The organism is Streptomyces flaveus, assembly GCF_014647675.1.
In the GTDB taxonomy this organism is placed as follows: Bacteria; Actinomycetota; Actinomycetes; order Streptomycetales; family Streptomycetaceae; genus Streptomyces; species Streptomyces flaveus.
This window is the reverse complement of record NZ_BMPQ01000016.1, coordinates 89,157-111,578: the sequence shown is the minus strand read 5'-3', so window position 1 is coordinate 111,578 and position 22,422 is coordinate 89,157. Positions and strand designations below refer to the sequence as shown.

Sequence of the window (22,422 nt, the reverse complement as noted above, 5' to 3'; positions counted from 1 at the left end):
CGCGGCCCGCGGCCGGAACTGACGAGCAACAGGAGACCGTTTCCTCGATGGCCGCGAACCGCCGCCCCACCTTGGCCGATGTCGCACGAGAAGTAGGTGTCAGCGCCAAAACGGTCTCCCGCGTCGTCAACGAGGACGGACCCGTCTCGGAGCAGACGCGGGAACAGGTACTCGCCGCGATGGCCAGGTTGGGCTTCCAGCCGAACCTCATGGCACGCAACATCCGCGTCGGCGGTCCGGACACCACCATCGGACTGGTCATCCCCGACCTCGGCAACCCCTTCTTCGGAGCCGTGGCCCGCGGCATCGAGGACACGGTCCGCGAACGTGGACTGACGCTGCTCATGGGTTCCTCCGCGGACGACCCCGACCGCGAACGCGCCCTGACGGCCAAGTTCCTCGCCCGGCGCGTCAGCATCCTGATCGTCGTGCCGTCGGTCGGCGCCGACCACTCCCACCTCAAGTCGCACCGTACGGCGGGGCTGCCCGTCGTCTTCCTCGACCGACCGGGAGTCGGCCTGTCCACGGACAGCATCGTCAGCTCCAACCGTGCGGGGGCCCAGGACGGCGTCGCCCACCTGATCGCCCACGGGCACCGCCGCATCGGATTCGTCGGCGACCTGCCCGTCAAGCTGTACACCCGCCGCGAACGCCTCGCCGGATATCGCGCGGCCCTGCAAGAGGCCGACATCCCCTACGACCGCTCGCTGGTCGCCAGCGCGCACGACCAGCAAGGGGCTGAGGCCGCGACCTCCCAACTCCTCGAACTGGCCGATCCCCCCACGGCCCTGTTCGCCGGAAACAACATCATGGGCCTCGGAACCGTCGCCGAACTCGCCCGTAGCAAGCGCAAGGACGTAGCCGTCGTCGCCTTCGACGACGTATCACTCGCCGAGGCACTGGAACCGGCCCTGACCGTCGTCGCCCAGGACCCCGAAGAAATCGGCCGCAGCGCCGCGGCCACCGCCCTGGCCCGCCTCGACGGCGACCGCTCCCGCGCTCGCACCATCACCGTTCCCACCCGGCTGATCGTCCGAGGCTCGGGGGAGCAACCCGCGCCCAAGCCGTAGGCGGTCACGTCCACGGACGTGGTGTACGGCGGGTTGTTGAGGCTGCCGCTCAATATCCGACGCTACCGTCACGGCTGAGGGCACCAGGCGTGCAGCAGGCGGAAGAACGCCTCCTCGTTGCCCGCGAGGCCCGCCGCCTCCAGCGCGCGCTCGGCCTCCGCGAGGGCAGCGGGCGGTACGACGACGGGCCGGGGTGCCGTGCCGGGCGGGTCGTCCAGCGCGGCTCGTACCGTGTGCAACAGGCGCAGATAGGCCTGTACGGCGGTGCGTTCGTGATCGGTCAGTACGGCGGTCGGCATCGGACGACTCTCCCGGTTCGGCTCGGCTCCTGCGTTCACGCGCCGTCGCACAGCGGTGGCGCTGGGTCCAGCTTGCCGTCCACCACTGACAATCAGGTCTGCGGCCGCGTACACCTGAACGGTGCGCGGCCGCAGACCACGGCGTGAACCCCGGCAGACCGGCACGTGGAGGATGGAGCGGGACCGCGACAGGAGTACCGGTGGGACCGGAAGCCGGAGAGGTCCAGGCCTGGCAGTGGGCTCGTACGTCTGGAATATTTGCCGGGCAGGGTCCGGCATGTGAGGAGTAGTCAGCAGATGCGTCGCCTTGTCTTGCGGCTGGTCGGAGAGTTCCAGGCCGAGAAGGAGACGGGACGTATCGACGCGTCACTGGGCAGCCGTCGGCCGCAGGGCTGAGCATGGACGCCTCCGCCTACTACTACATACCCGCGTTCGTCTGCTGGGCCGGACTGGGACTGAAGCTGCCCGGCCTGCTGAACGCGTGGCGCGATCCCTTGGTCCGGGCCGTCTGTTGGGTGATCTTCCTGGGCGGCGCCGGCTTCTTCCTCGCCGCTCCCCGCACCGTCGCCGGGATCAACGAAGCGACCGGCATCGCGAACTTCTCCGCCGCGCTGGTGTACGCGATGGTGAGCGCCTACAGCGCCAGCTGCCTGCTGCTGATCATCCACTGGCGTGGCGGGCCCGAGGTGTACGTGCGCCGCCTCACCCGGCGCTGGAAGGCCGGCTATGCCGTCCTGGTCGCCGTACTGATCACCCTGTTCGTGCTGGGGGAGGCACCCAGCGAGCGGCTCACCGACTTCGACACCTACTACGCCACGACCCCGTGGATCGGGCCGATGATCGTGCTGTACCTGCTCGGCCATATGACGGCGGCCGTCGCCACCACCGTTCTGTGCGGGCGCTGGGCGCGGGAGGTGCGGGGATGGCTGCGGGCCGGACTGCGGCTGCTGGTCCTCGGCTGGCTGCTCAACCTGTCCTTCAGCGGTCTCAAGCTCACCGCGGTGATCGCGCGGTGGACGGGCCGGGACTGGGACGTGCTGAGCACGCTTCTGGCGCCCCGCCTCGTGGGCCTGGCGGCGGCCGTCACCACCGCCGGCTTCATCGTGCCGCTCCTCGGTCCGTGGGGGAGCGCCGTCTGGCGCACCGTGACGACATGGCGGCGGCTCGGCCCGCTGTGGCGGGAACTCGGTGGCGCCCACCCCGGCAGTCCGCTCTCCGCCCCGATTCCCTGGTACTCCTCGCCGTTCATCCGCCTCACCCGACGCGAGGCCGGAATCGAGGACGGGCTGCGACTGATCCGTCCCTACCTCGACGACCAGGTCCGCTCACACGCCCGGACAGCGGCCCGTGCCGCGGGCCACAGTGCCGACAGCGCCGCCCTCATCGGCCACGCGGCGATGGTCGCCGCGGCTGTACGCACCTGCCGGAGTGCCGGAGCGGTCACACCGGCGGCCCTCTTGGAGAACGGCAAGAACGGCGAGAACGGTGGGAACACCGAATACGCCGCGCACACCGAGTACGCCGAGACCACCGAACTCCCCGCCACGCGCCCGTCCTTGACCGGTATCGCACACGCCTTGCGTACGTCCCCCATAGTGGCGGAAGCCCGTCGGCAGTCCGCCCGGCAAGCGATCGCCAGCCATGACTGATACGGCGGCGCAGCGCCTCGTATCGGGAGCACGGGAGCAACAGTTATCGGGAGCAACAGAAGGAGTGTCCGACTTGTCTGACAGAACTGCCCCTCGTCGCACCGCGGTGGTGGTCGGAGGGGGGATGACGGGCATGCTCGCCGCCGCCGTACTCGCCGACCACGCCGACGTCACCATCGTCGAACGCGACCTGCTGCCGGACGAACCCCGGCCACGCAAGGGACTGCCGCAGGCCCGTCACGCCCACCTGTTCTGGTCCGGCGGCGTCAAGGCCCTCGAGGAGATCCTGCCGGGCATCACCGGTCGGCTCGTCGACCGCGGCGTCCGGAGAACCCGCGTCATGACCGACCTGGTGTCCCGGGCTCCGTCCGGCCAGTGGTTCCGGCGGTTCACCCACGCCCGGCACAGCTTCCTCGTGGGCAGCCGTGATCTGCTCGACGCCGTGATCCGCGCCGACGTGCTGCCGGACCGGCGGATCACCCTGCTGCGACAGACCGAACTGCTGGGCCTGGAAGGCAGCGCGGACCGCGTGACAGGAGTGCGCATACGTGAGGAGGACTCGGAGCGCACCCTCCCCGCCGACCTGGTCATCGACGCCAGCGGGCGCGCCAGCCGCGCCGGCCACTGGCTGGGGGACCTGGGGCTGCCGCCCGTCCACGAACGCACCGTCGACGCCGGACTCGGCTACGCCAGCCGGATCTACCGCCCACCGGCCGACGCCGTCGACTTCCCGATCGTCAACATCCAGCCCGAGCCCCAGGCCGATCCGGCGCGGAGCGGCATCATCCTCCCGATCGAAGGCGGCCGGTGGCTGGTGACCCTGTCCGGCAGCCGCGGCGGGCAACCCACCAGCAACAACGACGAGTTCGTGCCCTTCGCCCTGACGCTGGCCCACCCCATCATCGGCGAACTCCTCACCAGAGCCGAACCCGAGACCGACGTCGTCACCACCCGCAGCACCGCCAACAAGCGCCGCTACTACGAGAAGGCCGCCCGCTGGCCCGAGGGCTTCGCCGTCCTCGGTGACGCCATCGCCGGCTACAACCCCATCTACGGGCACGGAATGAGCGCGTCGGCCCAGAGCGTCCTCGCTCTGCGCGGTGTGCTGCGCGAGCAGGAACTCACCGCCCCCGGCACGGCACGGCACATCCAGAAGGCCGCGGCCCGGCCCGTCGACAACGCCTGGAGCCTGGCCGTGGGCCAGGACGTGTTCCGGCCGGGCGCCAGCGAGCAGCCGCCCACCCGCCTGGAGAAGACGCTTGCCGCGTTCGTCGACAGGGCCGCCGACGCCGGTTCCCGCAATCCGCACGCCATGCGGATCCTGCTGGACGTGATGAGCATGGAGAGAGACCCGTCGCGGCTGCTCATGCCCGACATGCTCGCCCTGGTCTATCTCGGCCGGAAGAAGCCCCGGTTGAGCGGACCTCCGCTGACCGAGAGGGAGGCCGCCGTGACGACGGGGGACTGACGCAGGGCGAGGGACATCCGCACCAGGTCGCGCGGCCCTTCGGTGGACGCAGGCGGTGCCGCGTCCACCGACGCCGAGCTGATGACCCTGCCCTCCGGGTCGGCGGCCCTGGCCCGCACCGCCGCCGTCACCATCGCCGCGTCGGCCTCCGCCTGCGCCTGGACGGGATCGGAGCCCGCGGCCACGGCGGCTTCGTAGGCGCCCGCACGGATCTCGGTGTCGAAGTACGGATACAGCGCGAGCATGCCGTCGTGGATGTCGGACTCCCGCTGGGTCACCTGGAGTTCGGCGGGCGACCACCACGAGATACGTACGGCACGGTCCTTGGGCGGCGCGAGGGGCCTCAACTCGTGCCACAATGGCCCGAGTCGGCGATAGGTGGACCAGGTGCTCCAGATGTCCCCGACGCGCTGGCAGACCGGCGGAAGACAGAAGCCGAGCGCGCTGAGCTGCATCCCGGCGGAAGCCATCGCGGGTGCCACGTAGGTGCTCAGGTCGTCCAGGTTCCCGCCGCTCCACCGGGCGACAATGGCAGTGAACTTGGTGACGGAGTAAAGGATGTTGCACAGAAAGCCGAGCGCGATGATCAGCAGCCCGGCCCGCAGCCAGCCGTGTACCTGAAGCGCCCAGCGCCAGCACATGACGTCCATCGCGACGCCCCCGACGGTGAGCGACACGAGGTAGAGCACGATCATCTCGCGGAGGAACGGCGTGTTGGCGTAGTACGTGTCGAGGTCCCGCAGCCGTTCCTCCGGAGCGTCCCCGAGGACGAAGAGCACGACCAGCGCCACGATCACCACGCCGTACCCGGTGATCCAGCGGCGGGCGGTCCGCCGGAGGCGCCCCGGCGGACCGCCGCGCCAGTGGATGATCACCACCAGACAGGCGGCGCTGAGGGCACCCAGCAGGCCGTAGACGAGCGGCGCCGAGACGTTCGCGATGCCGGTGAGGCGGTTGACATCGGCGATCGTCGGCGGGGCGGCGAAGAAGAACACCAGGCCTGACAGGGCGATCAGCGTACACACGGAACGCTGCAGCGGATCGTGCCAGGAGCGCAGCAACGCGGGCGTCTTGACGGCGAGCGCGACCGCCATCGCGAGAGCCGGTATGTAGTAGCCGGAGTCACCCATGGCGCGGCGGCTCAGCCCCGCGGCCCGCGGTAGCCGAGGGACGCCCCGATCCGGCCCGCGACCCCGTCCCGTGACACGGGCCCGCGCTGTGGCGAACCGGCAAGCCACGCACGGCACTTGCTGGCCAGCAGCAGCCCGAAGCCCTCCGCGTCCCGCTCGTCCGCGAGGTCGAACCGGGTCCTGGCGGCCACCTTCAGGACGGTCGCCTGCAGATCGGCGTCGTCGGACAGCAGACGGGCGGCGACGGCCGCGCCCTCCACGTGGTGGGCGCAGTGCCCGGCCTTCATGTGCCACAGCTCATGGCCGAGGATGACCAACTGGTGGTCGGGCGCGGTGCGTTCCTCGATGACCACGAGGTCCTGGTCCGCCATGTCGAGCCAGAGCCCACTGGCGGTGCCGGGCGGGAAGGGGGCCATACGGAACTGCACCGGACGGCCGCGGCGTCTGCTCATGGCTTCGCACAGCGCGGCGTACAGGTCGGCGGGCTCCGCCGGTGCCGGGAGCGAGAGCTCGCCGATCAACTCGCCGCACAGGCGGCGCATGTCCCTTCCGATGCCCACTGTTCTCCCCCGGCTCACGACTCGGGCCGTTTGACGCTCTCCAGAAGCATGTCCAGCCATTCCGCGACCTTGTCCCGGTGCTGGTCCGTCGGCAGCTGCGCGGCGCGCCAGGCGATGCCCCGCACTCCGTGGTCCTGGAGCAGCTGCTCGAAGGGGTCGTCCGCACTCGCGGCCGCCGCGGCTCTCTCCCGGTCGGCGAGCTGCTGGAGCAGTTCCTGCTCGGAGCGCTGGAGGGCGCCGGCCAGCGCCTCGGGGTCCTCGGCCGTCAGGAACCCGGCGTGCACTCTGAAGAAGCGCTGAATGGCGTCGCAGTGCTCCATGGTGGGGCGCCGGTCCCCGTTGATCAGGGCGCCCGCCTGCTGACGCGACATACCCGCGCCGTCGGCGATCTCCTGCTGGGTGTACCGGCGGCCGTTCGGCTTCAGACGCGTACGGCGCAGCAGGTCGAGGCGTTGCAGGAAGCGGGTCTGCAGATCCGGCTCACCGGCGGGCCTGCCGCTCAGCAGCGCCTGGACCACGACCTCCGGCACACCGGACGCGACGGACAGCCGCCGGACGTCGAACACCTGGCGGTGCGGCACACCGAGCCGGTCGGCGAGGGCGGCGACCCGCCCCACGACGGTCGGCAGCAGACCCGTCGCCGTGGCGCCCGGAACCTCGAAGCCATCCGTCACCGACAGATCTCCCGCGTTTCTCGACCGGCCGTGTACCGCGCGGTACACGGTGAACTGCCCGGAGGTTAGCCCCTGGTTCGAACTCGCATCCAGCTCTCGCCACAACTGTGGCGCGATTCGTTCGTCCACGGGCGGCAAATGCCACGATAGTTGACGCCACGGAGCCGGGGATAGCAGGATCGCGACGCCGCGTGTAAGGCCGCAGAGGCAAGAGGGGTGACCTCCCGATGGAGTACCAGGCAGGAGGGCAGTGGCCGCAGCCGCGACCCGCCCCCGAGAGTCTGAGGGCCCAGGCCTATTTGCAGGATTACGCCGCATTGCTGGAGGCCGTCCCCTTCCCCTCCGTCGTCTTCGACCACCGCTGGGACGTCGTCCTCACCAACGACGCGTTCGAGACACTTTTCCGCGGTGTCGGCCCGCATCCCACGGCCATGCCGGGGGACAACTTCCTCCGGTTCGTCCTGTTCCATCCGGATGCGGGCGCGGTCCTCGCCGAGCACGAGTCGAGCTGGTGCCTGCCGATGCTGGCCCACTTCGCCGCGGCGATGGAGCGGCACGACCAGGACCCGGTGCTGCGGTCCATCCTCCGGGACATCGCGCAGGACCCGATCATGGACGCCGCGTACCGGCACGGACTGCCGCACTGGATCCGCTCGGTCGGCCCCGACGTCCTCGAACACGACGGCGCGGTACGGCCGTTGTGGCACCCGGACCCCCGCTGGGGCCGTACCGACTGCCGGATCGTCGGCGAGACCCCCAAGACCCTCACGGACATGGGCTATACGCGCATGACCCTGGTCCTGCGGGACGCTCGCCGCTCGGCGGGGCCGGTACGGACTGCTGTGCGCGTGCGGCGGGCGGCGAGTCACCTCAGCGTGGTGCCTGCCGCCGAGGCGTGAGCGCTCCGCTGAGGGCGCGGTTTTCGACTGCGGGTCCGTTGTGGCTGGTCGCGCAGTTCCCCGCGCCCCTTACGGGGCGCCGGGTGGCGCGTCCGCCTTCATGTCCTTCGCGTCCTCCAGGTCCGCCGGCCTGCCGCGCTTCGCCGCCTGGATCTGCTCGTACACATGCGTCCGCAGTTCGGCGAAGCGTGGGGCCACCCGGGTGTGCAACTGGTCGCGCTCGGTGGGCAGATCGACCTTCAGCTGCTCCTGGACGACGGTCGGAGAGGCGGAGAGGATCAGCACCCGCTCGCCGAGGTACACCGCCTCGTCGATGTCGTGCGTCACGAAGAGGATCGTGATGCCCCGCTGCTGCCAGAGCCCGCGCACCAGATCCTCCAGATCGGCGCGCGTCTGGGCGTCCACCGCCGCGAACGGCTCGTCCATGAGCAGTACATCCGGCTCGTACGCCAGCGCGCGGGCGATCGCCACCCGTTGCTGCATACCGCCCGACAGCTGCCACGGGTAGGCGCCCGCGGCGTCGGAGAGGCCGACCGACTCCAAGGCGTCGGCGACCAGCTCACGCCGCCTGGAAGTGGTCAACTTCTTCTGCTTCAGCGGGAGTTCGACGTTGTCCCGGACTCGCATCCAGGGGAAGAGGCTGCGCCCGTACTCCTGGAAGACGAACGCCATCCCGGGCGGCGGCCCGGTCACCGGGCGCCCGCCCAGCAGGACTTCACCCGACGTGGGCGTCAGCAGTCCGCTCATGCACTTCAGCAGCGTCGTCTTGCCGCAGCCCGACGGCCCGACGAGACAGACGAGTTCGCCCGCGTCGACGGTGAACGTGAGGTCGCGCACCGCTTCCACACGGCGCCCAGAACCCTCGTAGACCTTCTTCAGGCCTCGTACGTCCAGCATGGACTGCCCTTTCGCAAGCGTCACGACGACCGCCGGGAGGTGTCGCGCAGACCGTGGTACCAGCCGAGCGCCCGTCGCTCGGCCAGTCGGAAGAGTACGGAGAGAACGAAGCCTAGGAGGCCGAGCAGCAGGATGCCGGTCCACATGTCGGGGATGGCGAAGTTGCGTTGGAACTGGACGATGGTGAAGCCGAGCCCGTTGCTGGCGGCGAACATCTCGCTGATGACCATCAGGATGATGCCGATGGACAGCGCCTGCCGCAGGCCCGCGAAGATCTGCGGGCTCGCGGAGCGCAGGACCACGTGACGCAGGCGTGCGGCGCCCGTGATGCCGTACGAGCGGGCCGTCTCCGTCATCACCGAGTCGACCGCCCGTACGCCCTCGACCGTGTTGAGCAGGATCGGCCACACGCAGCCGCTCGCGATCACCGCGATCTTCATCGTGTCGCCGATGCCCGCGAACAGAATGATGACCGGCACGAGCACGGGCGGCGGCACCGCCCGCAGGAACTCCAGGACCGGTTCGCACACGGCCCGTACGCGGCGGTACGAGCCGATGACCGTGCCCAGCGCGACACCCACGACGGCCGCCGCCGCGTAACCGGCCAGCAGGCGCAGCAGACTGGGCAGGACGTCGGCGCGCAGTTGCTCACCCGTCCACACGTCCGGGAACGTGGTGAGGATCGTGCGCAGCGGCGGCCAGTACACGTCGGTGCTGCCGTCGGAGGCGAACCACCAGGCGGTCACCAGCAGCAGGGGCAGCGCGAGGACGAAGAACAGTTGCAGGGCCAGGCGCTTCACACCGCCACCTCCCCGCGCACCGACTGGTGCCAGGCCAGCGCCCGGCGCTCCACCGTGCGCGCGCCCACGTTGATCAGCAGCCCGAGCACCCCGGTGACCACCACCAGCGCGTACATCTCCGGCACCGCCTGCGAACTCTGGGCGACCGCGATGCGCCGGCCCAACCCCGGGGCGCCGATAACGAGTTCGGCGGTCACCGCCAGGATCAGGGCGACCGCCGCGGCCAGCCGGACGCCCGTCATGACGTACGGCAGGGCCGTCGGCCACAGGACGTGGCGGACCCGGGCCCAGGTGCCGAGGCCGTAGGAGCGGGCCGTCTCCATGGCGACCGGGTCGACGTCCTGGACGCCGTACATCGTCTGGATCAGCACCTGCCAGAACGACGCGTAGACCACCAGCAGGAGCACCGACTGCAGTTCCGTGCCGTAGAGCAGGACCGCGAGCGGGATCAGCGCGACCGACGGGATCGGGCGCAGGAACTCGATCGTGGACGCGGTCGTCTCGCGCAGGAACGGCACGACCGAGATCACGACTCCGGCGAGGATCCCGGCCGTCACCGCGATCACGAGCCCCAGCCCCCAGCCGGTGAGCGTGTCCCCGAGCGCGGTCCAGAAGGCCTGGTCGCCGAACTCGGTGACCAGCGCGTCGGCGATGCGGGTGACCGGGGGGAAGTAGTCCTCGGAGACGATGCCGAGCCGCGGGACCGCCTCGCACAGTACGAGGAAGCCCGCGAGCCCGGCTGTGCCCAGCAGGGCGTTCTCGGCTTTCACGGCAGCAGCGCGTCCAGGTCCGGGGTCTCCTTCAACTGACCGTCCTCCTTGGCCAGTTCGGCCAGCCGCTCGATGGAGGCGCGGTTCGGCTCGGCCGGCCAGTTCGGCAGGGTCAGCTTCTCCAGCAGGGTGGCGGGGATCTTCGTGTACGTGGCGACGATCTCGCGGACCTCCTCCGGGTGGCTGTTGGCGTACTCGAGCGACTCGGCCGTCGCCTCCTGGAACTTCTTCACCAGCTCCGGGTTCTTCTGGGCGTACTGCTGGGAGGTGAAGTACATGGCCACGGTGAGGTTCGGATCCACGTCGTAGAAGCTCGCCGCGATGGCCGTGCCGCCGGCCGCCTTGACGGTGGAGAGTGCGGGTTCCGGTGTGCAGGCGGCGGCAACCTGGTCGTTCTCGAGTGCGGCGGCCATCTGGTCGAAGGGCATCTCGACGAACTGGAGCTTGGAGGGGTCACCGCCGTCCTTGCGGACCGACTCCTTGATCGAGGTGTCGCAGATGTTGTTGAGCGCGTTGACCGCGACCTTCTTGCCCTCCAACTGCTTGGCGGACTTGATCGGGCTGCCCTTCTTCACCGTGGTGCCCATGAAGTCGGCACCTTCCTCGGCGGTGGAGGCGACACCGTTCGCCACGACCTTGACGGGCACCTTCTTGGACTGGGCGACCAGCAGGGACGTCGTGTTGCTGAAGCCGAACTGGAACTGGCCGGAGACGACACCGGGCACGATCGCGGCCCCGCCCTGGGCGGGCGTCAGCTCCAGCTTGAGACCGCGCTCGGAGTAGAAGCCCTTCTTCTGGCCCAGATAGACGGGGGCGACGTCCAGGATGGGAATGATCCCGACCTTGACGGTGGTGGTGCCGTCGGACGCGGTTTCCCCGGCCGACTCGGTGGAACCGGACGAGCCACAGGCCGACGCGGTGACGAACACCGCTGAGACCGTCAGGCCGATGAGCAGGCGACGCATGACTCCCCCTAATGGGACAGTGCTTGGAAGAAGGGCTGTGCGCAGACCGCACAGTAGTGCTCATCGGGAACGTAGAGCGCCGCCACAAGAATGGTCAATGCCCATGACGCGCACGTCGTTGACAGTTGCCGAAGCGTGCTCTTAGCGTGCGCACAGCGCACTCTCGTGCGCACAGAACGCACCGCAGTGCGTCCTATGGAGGCGGTAATGCCTGCTGCAGCCCGCGAGCCGCACTTCGTGCAGTCCTTCGAGCGTGGCCTCGCGGTCATCCGCGCCTTCGACGCCGACCACCCGGAACTGACACTGAGCGACGTGGCACGCTCCTGCGAACTGACCCGCGCCGCCGCCCGCCGCTTCCTGCTCACCCTCGTCGACCTGGGATACGTCCACACGGACGGGCGGATGTTCCGGCTCACCCCGCGCGTCCTGGAACTCGGCTACTCGTACCTGTCCAGTTTCACCCTCCCGGAGATCGCCGAGCCCCATCTGGAACAACTCGTCGCGCAGATACGGGAGTCGTCGTCCCTGTGCGTCCTCGACGACGACGACATCGTCTACGTGGCGCGCGTACCCACGCGCCGCATCATGACCGCGACCATCACCGTCGGCACCCGCTTCCCGGCGTATGTCACGTCGGTGGGCCGGGTGATCCTCGCGCACCTGCCGGACGAGGAGATCGACGCCCGGCTCGCTCGCGCCGACCTGCGGCCCTTCACCGCCCGCACGATCGTCTCGGCCGGGCCGCTGCGCGCCGAACTGGGCCGCATACGCCGTCAGGGATACGCGATCGTCGACCAGGAACTGGAGGAGGGGCTGCGCTCGGTCGCCGTCCCGGTGCGTGACCGGGACGGCGAGGTCGTGGCGGCGGTCAACGTTCCCGTGCACGCCGCCCGCAACTCGGTCGAGTCCGTACGCCGTGACCTGCTGCCCCATCTGCTGGCCACGGTCGCCCGGATCGAGGCCGACCTGCGGGTCACCGGTCTCACAGGTCCAGCACGAGACGCTTCCCGGCACACCGGGACACACAGATGAGCATGGTCTCCCCGGCCTCCCGCTCCTCGTCGGTGAGGACGGAGTCACGGTGGTCGGGGGTGCCCTCGATGACATCGGTCTCGCACGTTCCGCAGGTGCCCTCGGTGCAGGAGTAGAGCACCTCGACGCCGGCGGCTCGTACGGTGTCGAGCACGGAGACGTCCGCGGGGACGGTCAGGGTGTGGCCCGACCGCTCGAGCACCACCTCGAACTCGGTGTTCTCGCCTGCCTCTTGGGCCTTCGGCTCGAAGCGCTCGACGTGCAGCGCCCCCTTCGGCCACACCGCGCACCGCTCCTCGACCGCGTCAAGGAGCGGGCCGGGTCCACAGCAGTAGACGAGCGTGTCCGGGGCCGGGTCGGCGAGAGCCATGTCGAGGTCCAGCAGTCCCGTCTCGTCCTGCGGAGCGATCCGTACCCTGTCCCCGTACCGCGCCAACTCCTCGGTGAACGCCATGGAGTTACGGGTGCGCCCGCCGTACAGCAGTGTCCACTGCGCGCCCGCCGCCTCGGCCGCGGCCAGCATCGGCAGGATCGGGGTGATGCCGATGCCGCCCGCGACGAAGCGGTATCGGGGGGCGGCAGCGAGGGCGAAGTGGTTGCGCGGGCCGCGGACGCGGACCTTGTCGCCCGCCGCCAACTGCCCGTGCACATAAGCGGATCCGCCGCGCCCGTCGGGCTCCCGGAGCACCGCGATGCGCCATACGTGCCGGTCGGCCGGGTCGCCGCACAGCGAGTACTGCCGCTCCAGGTCCGGGCCGAGCAGTACGTCGATGTGCGCGCCCGGCTCCCAGGCGGGGAGTTCCTCGCCCAGCGGATGGCGCAGGGTCAGGGCGAGTACGCCGTCGGCCGCCACGTCCCGACGGTCGACGACGAGTTCGGCTTCGTACACGGTCATGAGCTGTTTCCTTGCGGCTCGTGGCCTTGCGGGTGGGCGAGCATCCACTCCCACATCTCGATGGGGTCCTGGGCGGTGTGCTCGCGGCCGCAGTGACAGGTGCCGTGCAGGATGTCGGTGCCCGGCAGCCAGTCGATGCGGTAGATCTCGCCGGTGGGACTGCTCACTGGACCTTCTCCATGGGCTTGGCGCCCTCCTCGACCAGACGGGCGAGGATACGGCGGGCGGCCAGGCCGCCGGTGTCGATGTTGATGCTCAGTTCCTGGTACCCGTGCCGCTCCGTGCCCAACGTCTTCTGCAGCAGGTTGAGCGCGGTCACGTCCTGCATGACGACCGTACGGTTGTTGCCCGCCAGGAACTCAGTGACCTCCTCGTCGTCGATCGCCCAGTCGCGCGAGACCGCCCAGAAGTCGTACACCTTGCCGTCGCCGGACGGCGTGATGCAGTACGTGATCTCGGTGTGGAAGCCGCCCGGGTCGCTGCCGTCCGCCTCCGGCAGCACACCGACCGGGGCGACCCGGCTGTGCAGCAGATAGAGGCACGGCGCGTGGTACTCGATGTCCTGCCAGCGCATGATCCGGCCCTCGATGCCGGTCGACTTGGCGTAGAACGGCGGACATTCGGCGTCGTCCATGTGCCGGCTCACGCGCACGATGCCCGCACCCTCGTCGACCTCGGTGGTGATCGGCGTCTCGGCGACCTCCGGGGTGCCGATGTACCCGCCGTGCAGATACGTCTCGTGCGAGAGGTCGAGGAGGTTGTCGACGAGGAGGCCGTAGTCGGCGTCGATGGGCTCCATGCCGCGGACGGTGGTCCAGCCGGGGGAGTCGAGGTGCTTGGCCCGCGGGATGGTCTGCGCGTCGGCGAGGTCGGGGTCACCGATCCACACCCAGATCAGGGAGTCCTGCTCGACGACGGGGTACGAGGCGACGCGCGCGGTGCGCGGCACGCGTTTCTGACCGGGCACGTACACACAGGTGCCGGTGGTGTCGTACGTGAAGCCGTGGTAGCCGCACACGATCTTGTCGCCGTCGAGGCGGGTCGGGGCCTCGGACAGCGGGTAGCGACGGTGCACACAACGGTCGTGGAGGACGACGGGCGTCCCGTCCTCCTCGGTGCGGTAGAAGACGAGCGGCTCACCGAGGATCGTACGGCCGAGCAGATCCCGCCCGACCTCGTGCGAGTAGGCGGCGACGTACCACTGGTTCCTGGCGAAGGCGGTCATGTGCGGCATCTTTGCGGCTCCCGTCTCTGGTAGTGGTGGCATCGTCCGGGAGGACGCCAGGGGACCGCAACGCCACTTCCGCCTCGCGGAAGAAGTCCCGTGAACCCGCTGTTCAGAGCGGGTTCACGGGGCCGGGCGGGCTACGGCCGCAGTACGATCTTGCCGCCGACGTGTCCAGTGCGGCTCAGGTCGAGCGCGGCGGCCGCCTCCGCGAGGGCGGCGGTCGCCGCAGTGTCACTGGCCGCAGGAGCCGGAGTGGTCGCAGTGCGGCTGCAGTTGACTGGCCCCGCAGCCGCACAGCACCGCCCTGGTCTCGGCGTGCGTACCTTCCTGCGTGTCCAGCGACAGTTCACCGCGCACGATCAGCTGTCCGGCAGGGGTCCGGGTGATGTGGGTGGGCCGGTCGGGAGTCTCTCCGCCGCCTGCTGCCAGTTCGTACCGCAGCGCACCCGAGGGGCAGCGGCGTACCACTTCGGCCAGCCGGTCGGCCGGGGCGGCATCGGGCTGAATCCACGGACGCCTGCTCGGGTCGAAGACCTCGGGCAGGCCCCTGATGCACTCGGTGGCGTGCAGACAGCGCCTCGCCTCGAAGGTGACGGTGATCTCCGGCGCCTCGTAGGCCTTCTTCTGGGGTTTGCCGCTCATACGGGTCTCCCTCACTGGTGTCTTCGCCCGGCCGGCCGCGTCAGTCGCTGACCTTGCTCCGGGCCTGGTACAGCAGGTCGGCGTACTCGGGGTGGCGGCCGATCCAGCCTGCGTAGAAGGGGCAGGTGGCCAGCACTCTCAGCCGCGCGGCGCGGGCCTCGTCGAGGGAGGTGCGAACGAGCGCGGAACCGATCCCCTGGCCCTCGTGCCCCGGTGCCACCTCGGTGTGGACGAACGCGATGAGTTCTGGTGTGCGGATGTACTGCGCGTAGCCCGCGAGCGCGGGTTCCCCGTCCACGCGTGCCTCGTAGCGGCCTGCTTCCGGTACGTCGATCACCTTGACGGTCACTTGTCCTCCTCGGGGACCTCGTTGATGCATCCACAGAGTAAGCCTAAAAAGGTTGATGTGTCAACCTTTAATGAGTGACGACGGTGGCGGAGGGCTCGCTCGGAGTGGCTCTGGGGGCAGGGTGTGGCCTGCGGCTTACTGCGCCGCCGTCTGCTCAGTCGCAGCCCTTGTCCAGCTCTTCGAGGATGCGGTTGGAGACCTGGGCGAGCATGGCGAGCTCTGCCGGGCTGAGCGGGTCGATGAGCAGATGGCGCACTGCTTCGACATGGCAAGGGGCCGCCGTCGCGAGGGCCTCGCGGCCAGCGGCGGTGACGCAGACCAATGCCACGCGTGCGTCGGCGGGGCAGTCCTCCCGGACGACCAGACCGCGCTTGGCCATCCGGTTGACGTGGTGGGACATCCGGCTCTTCTCCCACTCCACAACCCTGGCCAGCTCCAGGACGCGCAGCCGGCCCTCGGGGGCTTCGGTGAGGTGGACAAGTACTCCGTAGTCGGCGACGGACAGGCCGGACTCGGCCTGCACCCGGCGGCCCAGCCGGCCGGCGAGCCTTTCCTGCATCCGCACGAAGCTGCGCCAAGCGTGTTGCTCGGGCTCGGAGAGCCAGTGCGTTGTCTCGGTCATGCGTGTCAGTGTAAACAGATTGTTGATGCATCATCAATGGGGCGTCGAGGCGGCGCTTCGGTGGTGGCTGGGAGTTCCAGGTCCAGGCATGGAAAGGTCTCGAGAAGGTTGACGCGTCATCGTGTTCGGCGTTAGGTTCTGGTTGACGCATCAACCTCAAGTCTTCGGACAGGAGCAGTAGCTATGGGTGAGCAGAAGATCATCGCGGTCGCCGGAGCGACGGGCGCCCAGGGCGGCGGTGCCGCGAGGGCGATCCTCGCCGACCCGGACTCGGGTTTCGCGGTGCGCGCGCTCACCAGGAACCCCGACTCGCCCGCCGCCAGGGAACTCGCCGCGCTCGGGGCCGAGGTCGTCCAGGCGGACTTCTACGACGAACCGAGCGTGCACAAGGCATTCGAGGGTGCCTACGGCGCCTTCCTGGTCACCAACTTCTGGGCGCACGGCTCGGCGGAGAAGGAAATCGAGGAGATCAACGTCCTGGTGCGGGCCGCCAAGGCCGCAGGGCTGAAGCACGTGGTGTGGTCGACGCTGGAGGACACCCGCGAGCTGCTGCCGCTGGAGGACGGCCGTATGCCAGTCCTGCAGGAGAGGTACAACGTGCCGCACTTCGACGTCAAGGGTGAGGCCAACGAGCTGTTCAGGCAGGCCGGCGTGCCGACCACCTTCCTCAACACCACCTTCTACTTCCAGGGCTTCCTCAGCGCCTTCCTCCCTCAGCGCGGCGAGGACGGCGTGCTGACGGTGACCCTGCCGATGGAGGACGGCAAGCTCCTCGCCGGGGTGGACGTGGCGGACATCGGCCGGACGGCCTTCGCCGTCCTCAAGGGCGGCGCGCCGTTCATCGGCCAGACCGTGAGCCTGGCCGGCGACCATCTGACTGGTGCGCAGTACGCGGAGAAGCTGGCGGCCGTGCTCGGCGAGCCGGTGCGCTTCCAGTCCGTGCCCTACGACGTCTTCCGCTCCCTCGACATCCCGCTGGCCGAGGAGCTCGGCAACATGTTCCAGTACTACGGCGACTTCGATCAGGAGTTCACCGGCTCCCGCGATCTGAACAAGGTGCGGGAGATCAACCCGGCGCTCAGGAGCTTCGACGCCTGGCTGGCCGAGAACACCTCGAAGATCAAGGCGGGCTGAGCGAGTCCCGCTCTCGCAGGCGCCGCGGGCGCCGAGGAGTTGAAGGAGACGGCGGGCGGACCTTCGCCCGCCGTCCGGCGCTGTCGAGAAACCCGTTCAAGGAGATCCCTGGTGCGTAATCCGACCGTGGCACAGCAGTTGATCGATGTTCTGCGACAAGCAGGGGTGGAGCGGATCTACGGCGTCGTCGGCGACAGCCTCAATCCCGTCGTGGACGCGATCCGCCGTACCGACGGCATCGAGTGGATCCACGTACGCAACGAGGAGGCGGCGGCGCTGGCTGCCGCGGCCGAGGCGCAGCTGACCGGGCGGCTCGCGGTGTGCGCGGGCAGTTGCGGCCCGGGCAACACCCACCTGATCCAGGGGCTGTACGACGCGAACCGCACCGGAGCCCCGGTGCTCGCGATCGCCTCCCACATTCCGTCGAAGCAGATCGGCACCGGGTTCTTCCAGGAGACGCATCCGGAGCGGCTGTTCACCGAGTGCAGCCAGTACTGCGAAATGGTGAGCCAGCCGTCGCAGATGCCCCGCATGGCGCGAATCGCCGTACAGCGCGCGCTGTCCGACAACGGGGTGTCGGTGCTCGTCGTGCCCGGCGACCTGTCCCACGCACCCGCCACCCACCCCACCGGATCGAGCAACTTCGTCACCGCTCGCGGCCGCGTCGTACCCCCGGCCGAGCAGGTGCGGGACCTCGCGGCGAAGCTCAACGCGGCCGAGAAGGTGATGGTCTTCTGCGGTGCCGGCGTACGGGATGCGCACGCCGAAGTGATGGAACTCGCGGGCCGGGTGCACGCGCCGGTCGGGCACACGCTGCGCGGCAAGGAGTGGATCCAGCACGACAACCCGTACGACGTCGGCATGAGCGGGCTGCTCGGCTACGGCGCCTGCTACGACGCGATGCACGAGGCCGACCTCGTGGTCCTGCTCGGCACCGATTTCCCGTACGACGACTTCCTGCCGCAGGCCCGCACTGTACAGATCGACCATGACGCGGGGCGGATCGGGCGGCGGACCGCGCTGGAGCTGGGCGTGCACGGTGACGTGGGCGAGACGCTGCGCGCGGTGCTGCCGCTGGTCGAGGCCAAGCGCGACCGCTCGTACCTGGACCGGACACTGCGCCACCACGCCAGGTCCCTGGAGAACGTGGTCTCCGCCTACACCCGCAACGTCGAGCACCGCATGCCGATCCACCCCGAATACCCGGCGTCGATCCTCGACGAACTCGCCGACGACGACGCGGTGTTCACCGTCGACACCGGCATGTGCAACGTGTGGGCGGCCCGCTACATCACCCCCAACGGCCGCCGCCGTGTGATCGGTTCCTTCCTGCACGGCACCATGGCCAACGCCCTCCCGCACGCCATCGGCGCCCAGTTCGCCTACCCCGACCGTCAGGTGATCTCGATGTCGGGCGATGGTGGACTCGGCATGCTCATGGGCGAGTTGCTCACCGTCAAACTGCACAACCTGCCGGTGAAGACGATCGTCTTCAACAACGCCTCGCTCGGCATGGTCAAGCTGGAGATGATGGTCGACGGCCTGCCCGACTACCAGACCGACCACGAGCCGGTGGACTACGCCGCCATCGCCGCCGGGGCCGGAATCCACTCGATCCGCATCGAGAAGCCGGGCCAGATCCGCGAAGGCCTGCGGGAGGCGCTGTCGTACGACGGCCCCTGCCTGGTGGACCTGGTCACCGACCCCAACGCGCTGTCGATCCCGCCGCACATCTCCGGCGGCCAGGTGAAGGGATTCGCCTTCTCGGCAGGGCGGACGGTGCTCAACGGGGGTGTGGGGAAGATGCTCGACCTGGCAAGGGCCAATCTGCGCAACGTCCCGAGGCCGTGAACCTGAGGTGTCGCACATGTCAGGTTAATTGATGCATCAGCTATTACAGAAGCCCCGTCGATCAGGGAGGTACCTACTGGATACTGGTTACATCAACGATCCTTGAGTACCCTCCAGAAACCATGAAGCACACCAATAACTTGGATATCTGCTGCCCGCCCCGGCTGGTGCTCGACCGCATCGGCGACAAGTGGTCGGTGCTGATCGTGCTGAACCTGAGCGACGGGCCCAAGCGGTTCAGTGAACTGCGCGAGACGCTCCACCACGTGACGCCCAAGGTCCTCACCCACACGCTGCGTGGAATGGAACGCGACGGCCTGCTCACCCGGACGGTCTTCGCCGAGGTCCCGCCCCGTGTGGAGTACGAACTGACTCAGCTGGGACACTCTCTGCGGCCCGTCATGGAGCCGATCAACGCCTGGGCCGCGGAACACGTGGACGAGGTTCTGTCCTTGCGCAAGGCCCACGACGCGCAGCTCGCCGACGAGCCCGCGGCCCATTGAGTCGCCGAAGGCGGAGCGGGCCGGCCTAGAACCGAAGCAAGGACAGGTCGACGGCGTCGGCGATGGCTTTCGCGCCGGCGTCGTTGACGTGGAGGCCGTCGCCGCTGTTGTACTCCGCGCGGATCTGGTCGGGCCGGTCCGGGTCCGCGACGGCGGCGGCGATGTCGATGACGGTGTCGAAGGGGTGGTCGGGGCCGAGCAGCCAGTCGTTGATCTGGTGGCGTAGGGCCTGACCGGCCGGGTTGTCGACGCCGTCGTACACCGTTCCCTCGTAGGGGCCGAGCGTGCCTGCGACGGCGACGAGTCCGGCGGTGTGGATGCGGTCGGCGAGGGTTGTGTAGCCGGCGATGAGGTCGTCGACGGTCGGCAGGACCGGGGGCTCGGGGAAGGACTGGGTGCCTGGCACGCCGAGGTCGTTGAGGCCGATGTGGATCAGGACGTGGCTGACGCCGGGCGCGTCGAGTACGTCGCGTTCGAGGCGGGCCAGGAGGTGTTCGCCGTTGCCGTCGGTGAGGAGCCGGTTGCCGGAGATGCCCTGGTTGACGATCCAGCCGTGAGTGAGGCGACGGCTGAGCTGGGCGGGGAAGCTGTTGTCGGCGCCGGGCGTGGTGGCGAAGCCTTCGATCCAGGAGTCTCCGAAGGCGACGGCGATGGCGGTGCCTTCGGGGGCGAGGACGTCCACGCCGGTAAGGAAGTGGCTGGTGACCAGCTCCTCGGCGTCGGTGAGGGTTTCGGCGGTGAGCTGGTTGCCGGGGACCGCGTATCCGATGTCGTAGGGGACGGCCGAGTAGGTCGTCAGGCCGGTGTCGTGGGGCAGATAGAGGCTGAGGGTGAGTTCATCTCCCGCGTTGACCTTCTGTTCGACGGGGTCGCTGACGACCTCGTCTCCCACGCCGATGGTGACAGTGTCGGCGCCCGCGAAGCGCAGCACGGTGTCGCTCGCCGGGTCGATCGCGCTTGCTTTGGTGTGCTTGGCGATATGTGCGCCGGCCATCTTCAGCGGATTCTTTCCGTAGCGGTTGCTGAGGCGTATCCGCAGGGCCTCGCCTCCGCCGGCGAGCCGCAACGGCTGACGTACGGTCTGGTCGGCGAAGGCACGGGTTTCGAAGAGTGTGAAGCCGTCATGGGGATTGATGACGGCCGACCGGTGGGCGGCGATCCATGAGGCAGACGAATTGGACACGGAAACTCCCATTGTGGTGTATCGCGCTTTGTTCTTTCACGTCATTCGGTGTGGCCCGCTCTACGGCACAACGGCAGGGCCTCTTGGCCGCTCGGGGTGGCGAACCATCCGAGCAGTACCAGGAGACCCTGCCGTCGCACTCTTTCGAGCTCACGTCCGCAGAGCTCAACTCACCGTCGCCCTATGGCGGGCCGCCCTTTGTGCTCAGAAGAGCCCATTGGTATTGGCAGCCGGGAGATCCGGCGCGAACCAGGGCGCCGAATTTTCCGGAGTGCCGACCACCTGAAGGACCTCCCAATGCTCGATCGCCCTGCCCTCGGCGTCCATTTTGAAAATGTCCGCTCCCGCGATACCCGTGTCGTCCGGGTCATCGTTGAAGAGGTTGAGGAAGTTCGAGTGAATCCACACGTAGTCGTTCACCGCGATGGCGCGGTGACCCACCCAACGGGCATGCGGGCGGTCCTTGAGGAGCTTGTCGAAGAAACCCGACAAGCCTGCCGAACCAGTGCTGAGCAGGGGGTCGTGCTGGATGTACCCCGGGTCAAGGAACTTCTCCACGGCTTCGGCGGGCTTCCTTTGGTTGATCATCACTTCGTGAAGTTGCACGATGTTGTCCAGATTGCGAACGGCTTGTTGATCATTGGCGTCGACCATTTTGATCATTGCTTGTCCCCTTTTCCTGATGCATGCCTGGCCCATCCGAAGCCTGCCGGATGTGGTGTCGAGAGGAAGATACCTACGAGATATTGGTTACTTCAACGATCCTCTGGTATCCGTCAGGAACTATTGCTCTCGCCCTGACCGAAAAAGTCCGCGAACATGACCGGCGGCGGATTCGACCCCACCCATTCCCGCAGCTCGGGCCCGATCGGCCCATGGAGTTCCACGGATCCCAATACCGCACATTCCGTCAAACGCTTCAGCAGTTCCCCGCCCCGCTCCATGTGCGCCATGGCCGCCGCCGAGTCGGCGTACTCCTCGAGTACCAAATAGCTGCCGTCCGCGGCCGTGAACCACCGGTAGCTTCTGGTGCCGGGCTCGTCGTTCGCCTGCTGGCGCAGCGCGAACACCAGCTTCTTGAACTCTTCCTGCCGTTGTTCCCGGACCTCGAACCGAACGCGTACGAAGATGCTTTCCTTATCCACCCTGCCCCTTTTTTGAGTTCATGAGTGGCCGTCAGTACGCGACGTGGATGGGGTGGTGGATGTGATCACCCTTCTCCAGTTCGTCGATGAGAGCGACGGCGTAGTCCTTGGTACTGATGTGGCTGATGCCCTTGCTGTCGATGAGCAGCTGGTCACCGCTTGTCCGGTACGCGCCGGTGCGTATGCCGGGATCGATCAGCATGGGCGGGGAGACGTAGCTCCACTCCAGGTCGTCGGCGCCGTCCCGGAGGAGGTCGAGCAGGGCCACCTGGGCGAGCGCGCGTGGCAGGTACTCCTCGGGGAACTCGGGGGTGTCGACGGCCTGTACACCCGGCGCTACCTCCAGGAAGCCCGAGCCGCCGACCACGACCAGGCGGCGTACCTCGGCCTTGCGTACGCCGTCCAGCACGGCCCGGCCCACCTCCAGGAGCGACTCGGTGGCCTCGGTGCCGGCGCGTGGCGGTGACACCGCCAGCACCGCCGCGTCGTGGCCGGCCGCCAGGCGGGCGACGGCGTCGGGGTCGCTCGCGTCCCCCGCCCGGGTGCCGTTCTTCCCGCTACGGGTGACGCCGGTGATCTCATGTGCCCGTCTGCGTGCCTCGGCGGCGATCCGGCTGCCGATCATCCCGGTGGCTCCGAACAGCGCGATCCGCATGG

General features: G+C 68.8%; 26 protein-coding genes. 8 read left to right on the top strand and 18 right to left on the bottom strand.

The window, feature by feature from the left end:
- Window positions 1–47 precede the first annotated feature (47 nt).
- Entirely contained in the window at window positions 48–1,070 is a 1,023-nt protein-coding gene (locus tag IEZ21_RS27925; RefSeq protein WP_189324647.1) for a LacI family DNA-binding transcriptional regulator, read from the top strand.
- 68 nt (window positions 1,071–1,138) lie between these two features.
- Here IEZ21_RS27925 and IEZ21_RS27920 read toward each other — a convergent pair whose 3' ends face one another.
- Window positions 1,139–1,369: a hypothetical protein gene (locus IEZ21_RS27920; RefSeq protein WP_189324646.1), complete on the bottom strand. Its 231-nt coding sequence runs from the start codon at window positions 1,367–1,369 to the stop codon at window positions 1,139–1,141.
- Between the two features lie 398 nt (window positions 1,370–1,767).
- Between IEZ21_RS27920 and IEZ21_RS27915 the strand changes: the two genes are divergently transcribed.
- A complete protein-coding gene (locus IEZ21_RS27915; protein WP_189324645.1) occupies window positions 1,768–3,018 on the top strand; it encodes an MAB_1171c family putative transporter in 1,251 nt (416 codons plus the stop codon).
- A gap of 73 nt (window positions 3,019–3,091) precedes the next feature.
- The gene (locus IEZ21_RS27910) at window positions 3,092–4,486 is read left to right on the top strand and encodes an FAD-dependent oxidoreductase (protein WP_189324644.1); all 1,395 of its coding nucleotides are present in this window, start codon (window positions 3,092–3,094) and stop codon (window positions 4,484–4,486) included.
- Here IEZ21_RS27910 and IEZ21_RS27905 read toward each other — a convergent pair.
- Genes IEZ21_RS27905 through IEZ21_RS27895 form a run of 3 tightly spaced genes read right to left on the bottom strand, consistent with a single transcriptional unit; the run spans window position 4,408 to window position 6,850 of the window.
- Window positions 4,408–5,616, bottom strand: coding sequence for an MAB_1171c family putative transporter (locus IEZ21_RS27905; protein ID WP_189324643.1), 1,209 nt, complete (start codon window positions 5,614–5,616; stop codon window positions 4,408–4,410). The genes IEZ21_RS27910 and IEZ21_RS27905 overlap by 79 nt on opposite strands.
- An 11-nt stretch (window positions 5,617–5,627) precedes the next feature.
- Window positions 5,628–6,158: a toxin-antitoxin system, toxin component gene (locus IEZ21_RS27900; RefSeq protein ID WP_189324721.1), complete on the bottom strand. Its 531-nt coding sequence runs from the start codon at window positions 6,156–6,158 to the stop codon at window positions 5,628–5,630.
- Window positions 6,159–6,190: 32 nt separating this feature from the next.
- Entirely contained in the window at window positions 6,191–6,850 is a 660-nt protein-coding gene (locus IEZ21_RS27895; RefSeq protein WP_189324642.1) for a helix-turn-helix domain-containing protein, read from the bottom strand.
- 227 nt (window positions 6,851–7,077) lie between these two features.
- Here IEZ21_RS27895 and IEZ21_RS27890 point away from each other — a divergent pair, with 227 nt between their 5' ends.
- Window positions 7,078–7,749 carry an MmyB family transcriptional regulator gene (locus IEZ21_RS27890; protein ID WP_189324641.1) on the top strand — a complete coding sequence of 224 codons (672 nt, stop codon included), beginning with the start codon at window positions 7,078–7,080 and terminating at the stop codon, window positions 7,747–7,749.
- A 69-nt stretch (window positions 7,750–7,818) separates the two neighbouring features.
- On the opposite strand, the gene IEZ21_RS27885 is transcribed toward IEZ21_RS27890, so the two are convergent.
- Genes IEZ21_RS27885 through IEZ21_RS27870 form a run of 4 tightly spaced genes read right to left on the bottom strand, consistent with a single transcriptional unit; the run spans window position 7,819 to window position 11,181 of the window.
- The gene (locus IEZ21_RS27885) at window positions 7,819–8,646 is read right to left on the bottom strand and encodes an ABC transporter ATP-binding protein (RefSeq protein WP_189324640.1); all 828 of its coding nucleotides are present in this window, start codon (window positions 8,644–8,646) and stop codon (window positions 7,819–7,821) included.
- 20 nt (window positions 8,647–8,666) lie between these two features.
- Entirely contained in the window at window positions 8,667–9,446 is a 780-nt protein-coding gene (locus IEZ21_RS27880; protein WP_189324639.1) for an ABC transporter permease, read from the bottom strand.
- The gene (locus IEZ21_RS27875; RefSeq protein WP_033326072.1) at window positions 9,443–10,216 is read right to left on the bottom strand and encodes an ABC transporter permease; all 774 of its coding nucleotides are present in this window, start codon (window positions 10,214–10,216) and stop codon (window positions 9,443–9,445) included. The genes IEZ21_RS27880 and IEZ21_RS27875 overlap by 4 nt, the downstream gene beginning before the upstream one ends.
- Window positions 10,213–11,181: an ABC transporter substrate-binding protein gene (locus IEZ21_RS27870; protein WP_189324638.1), complete on the bottom strand. Its 969-nt coding sequence runs from the start codon at window positions 11,179–11,181 to the stop codon at window positions 10,213–10,215. The genes IEZ21_RS27875 and IEZ21_RS27870 overlap by 4 nt, the downstream gene beginning before the upstream one ends.
- A 207-nt stretch (window positions 11,182–11,388) precedes the next feature.
- On the opposite strand from IEZ21_RS27870, the gene IEZ21_RS27865 reads away from it, so the two are divergent.
- Window positions 11,389–12,213: an IclR family transcriptional regulator domain-containing protein gene (locus IEZ21_RS27865; RefSeq protein ID WP_189324637.1), complete on the top strand. Its 825-nt coding sequence runs from the start codon at window positions 11,389–11,391 to the stop codon at window positions 12,211–12,213.
- On the opposite strand, the gene IEZ21_RS27860 is transcribed toward IEZ21_RS27865, so the two are convergent.
- The 6 genes from IEZ21_RS27860 to IEZ21_RS27835 all read right to left on the bottom strand — a co-directional run bounded on the left by IEZ21_RS27860 (window position 12,164) and on the right by IEZ21_RS27835 (window position 15,949).
- Entirely contained in the window at window positions 12,164–13,108 is a 945-nt protein-coding gene (locus tag IEZ21_RS27860; RefSeq protein WP_189324636.1) for a PDR/VanB family oxidoreductase, read from the bottom strand. The two genes, IEZ21_RS27865 and IEZ21_RS27860, sit on opposite strands and share 50 nt — an antisense overlap.
- Window positions 13,105–13,275 carry a hypothetical protein gene (locus IEZ21_RS27855; RefSeq protein ID WP_169786235.1) on the bottom strand — a complete coding sequence of 57 codons (171 nt, stop codon included), beginning with the start codon at window positions 13,273–13,275 and terminating at the stop codon, window positions 13,105–13,107. Before IEZ21_RS27855 ends, IEZ21_RS27860 begins: the two co-directional genes overlap by 4 nt.
- Window positions 13,272–14,342, bottom strand: coding sequence for a Rieske 2Fe-2S domain-containing protein (locus IEZ21_RS27850; protein ID WP_189324635.1), 1,071 nt, complete (start codon window positions 14,340–14,342; stop codon window positions 13,272–13,274). The genes IEZ21_RS27855 and IEZ21_RS27850 overlap by 4 nt, the downstream gene beginning before the upstream one ends.
- A gap of 225 nt (window positions 14,343–14,567) precedes the next feature.
- Window positions 14,568–14,978: a (4Fe-4S)-binding protein gene (locus IEZ21_RS27845; protein WP_189324634.1), complete on the bottom strand. Its 411-nt coding sequence runs from the start codon at window positions 14,976–14,978 to the stop codon at window positions 14,568–14,570.
- 40 nt (window positions 14,979–15,018) lie between these two features.
- Window positions 15,019–15,327 (bottom strand): GNAT family N-acetyltransferase, encoded by a 309-nt coding sequence (locus tag IEZ21_RS27840; RefSeq protein WP_189324633.1) that lies wholly within the window; start codon window positions 15,325–15,327, stop codon window positions 15,019–15,021.
- Window positions 15,328–15,481: 154 nt separating this feature from the next.
- Complete coding sequence (locus IEZ21_RS27835; RefSeq protein WP_189324632.1) at window positions 15,482–15,949, bottom strand: MarR family winged helix-turn-helix transcriptional regulator; 468 nt, start codon at window positions 15,947–15,949, stop codon at window positions 15,482–15,484.
- A 183-nt stretch (window positions 15,950–16,132) separates the two neighbouring features.
- Between IEZ21_RS27835 and IEZ21_RS27830 the strand changes: the two genes are divergently transcribed.
- The 3 genes from IEZ21_RS27830 to IEZ21_RS27820 all read left to right on the top strand — a co-directional run bounded on the left by IEZ21_RS27830 (window position 16,133) and on the right by IEZ21_RS27820 (window position 19,437).
- Window positions 16,133–17,083 carry an NmrA/HSCARG family protein gene (locus tag IEZ21_RS27830; RefSeq protein WP_189324631.1) on the top strand — a complete coding sequence of 317 codons (951 nt, stop codon included), beginning with the start codon at window positions 16,133–16,135 and terminating at the stop codon, window positions 17,081–17,083.
- A gap of 111 nt (window positions 17,084–17,194) precedes the next feature.
- Window positions 17,195–18,934, top strand: coding sequence for a pyruvate dehydrogenase (locus IEZ21_RS27825; protein WP_189324630.1), 1,740 nt, complete (start codon window positions 17,195–17,197; stop codon window positions 18,932–18,934).
- 122 nt (window positions 18,935–19,056) lie between these two features.
- Window positions 19,057–19,437 carry a winged helix-turn-helix transcriptional regulator gene (locus IEZ21_RS27820; RefSeq protein ID WP_189324629.1) on the top strand — a complete coding sequence of 127 codons (381 nt, stop codon included), beginning with the start codon at window positions 19,057–19,059 and terminating at the stop codon, window positions 19,435–19,437.
- Window positions 19,438–19,462: 25 nt separating this feature from the next.
- Here IEZ21_RS27820 and IEZ21_RS27815 read toward each other — a convergent pair whose 3' ends face one another.
- The 4 genes from IEZ21_RS27815 to IEZ21_RS27800 form a co-directional block, all read right to left on the bottom strand.
- Complete coding sequence (locus tag IEZ21_RS27815) at window positions 19,463–20,620, bottom strand: GDSL-type esterase/lipase family protein (RefSeq protein WP_246568194.1); 1,158 nt, start codon at window positions 20,618–20,620, stop codon at window positions 19,463–19,465.
- Window positions 20,621–20,824: 204 nt separating this feature from the next.
- Complete coding sequence (locus tag IEZ21_RS27810) at window positions 20,825–21,283, bottom strand: nuclear transport factor 2 family protein (protein WP_189324627.1); 459 nt, start codon at window positions 21,281–21,283, stop codon at window positions 20,825–20,827.
- 113 nt (window positions 21,284–21,396) lie between these two features.
- Complete coding sequence (locus IEZ21_RS27805; RefSeq protein WP_189324626.1) at window positions 21,397–21,765, bottom strand: putative quinol monooxygenase; 369 nt, start codon at window positions 21,763–21,765, stop codon at window positions 21,397–21,399.
- A gap of 31 nt (window positions 21,766–21,796) precedes the next feature.
- On the bottom strand, window positions 21,797–22,420 hold the full coding sequence (locus IEZ21_RS27800; protein WP_189324625.1) for an NAD(P)-dependent oxidoreductase: 624 nt from the start codon (window positions 22,418–22,420) through the stop codon (window positions 21,797–21,799).
- Window positions 22,421–22,422 lie beyond the last annotated feature (2 nt).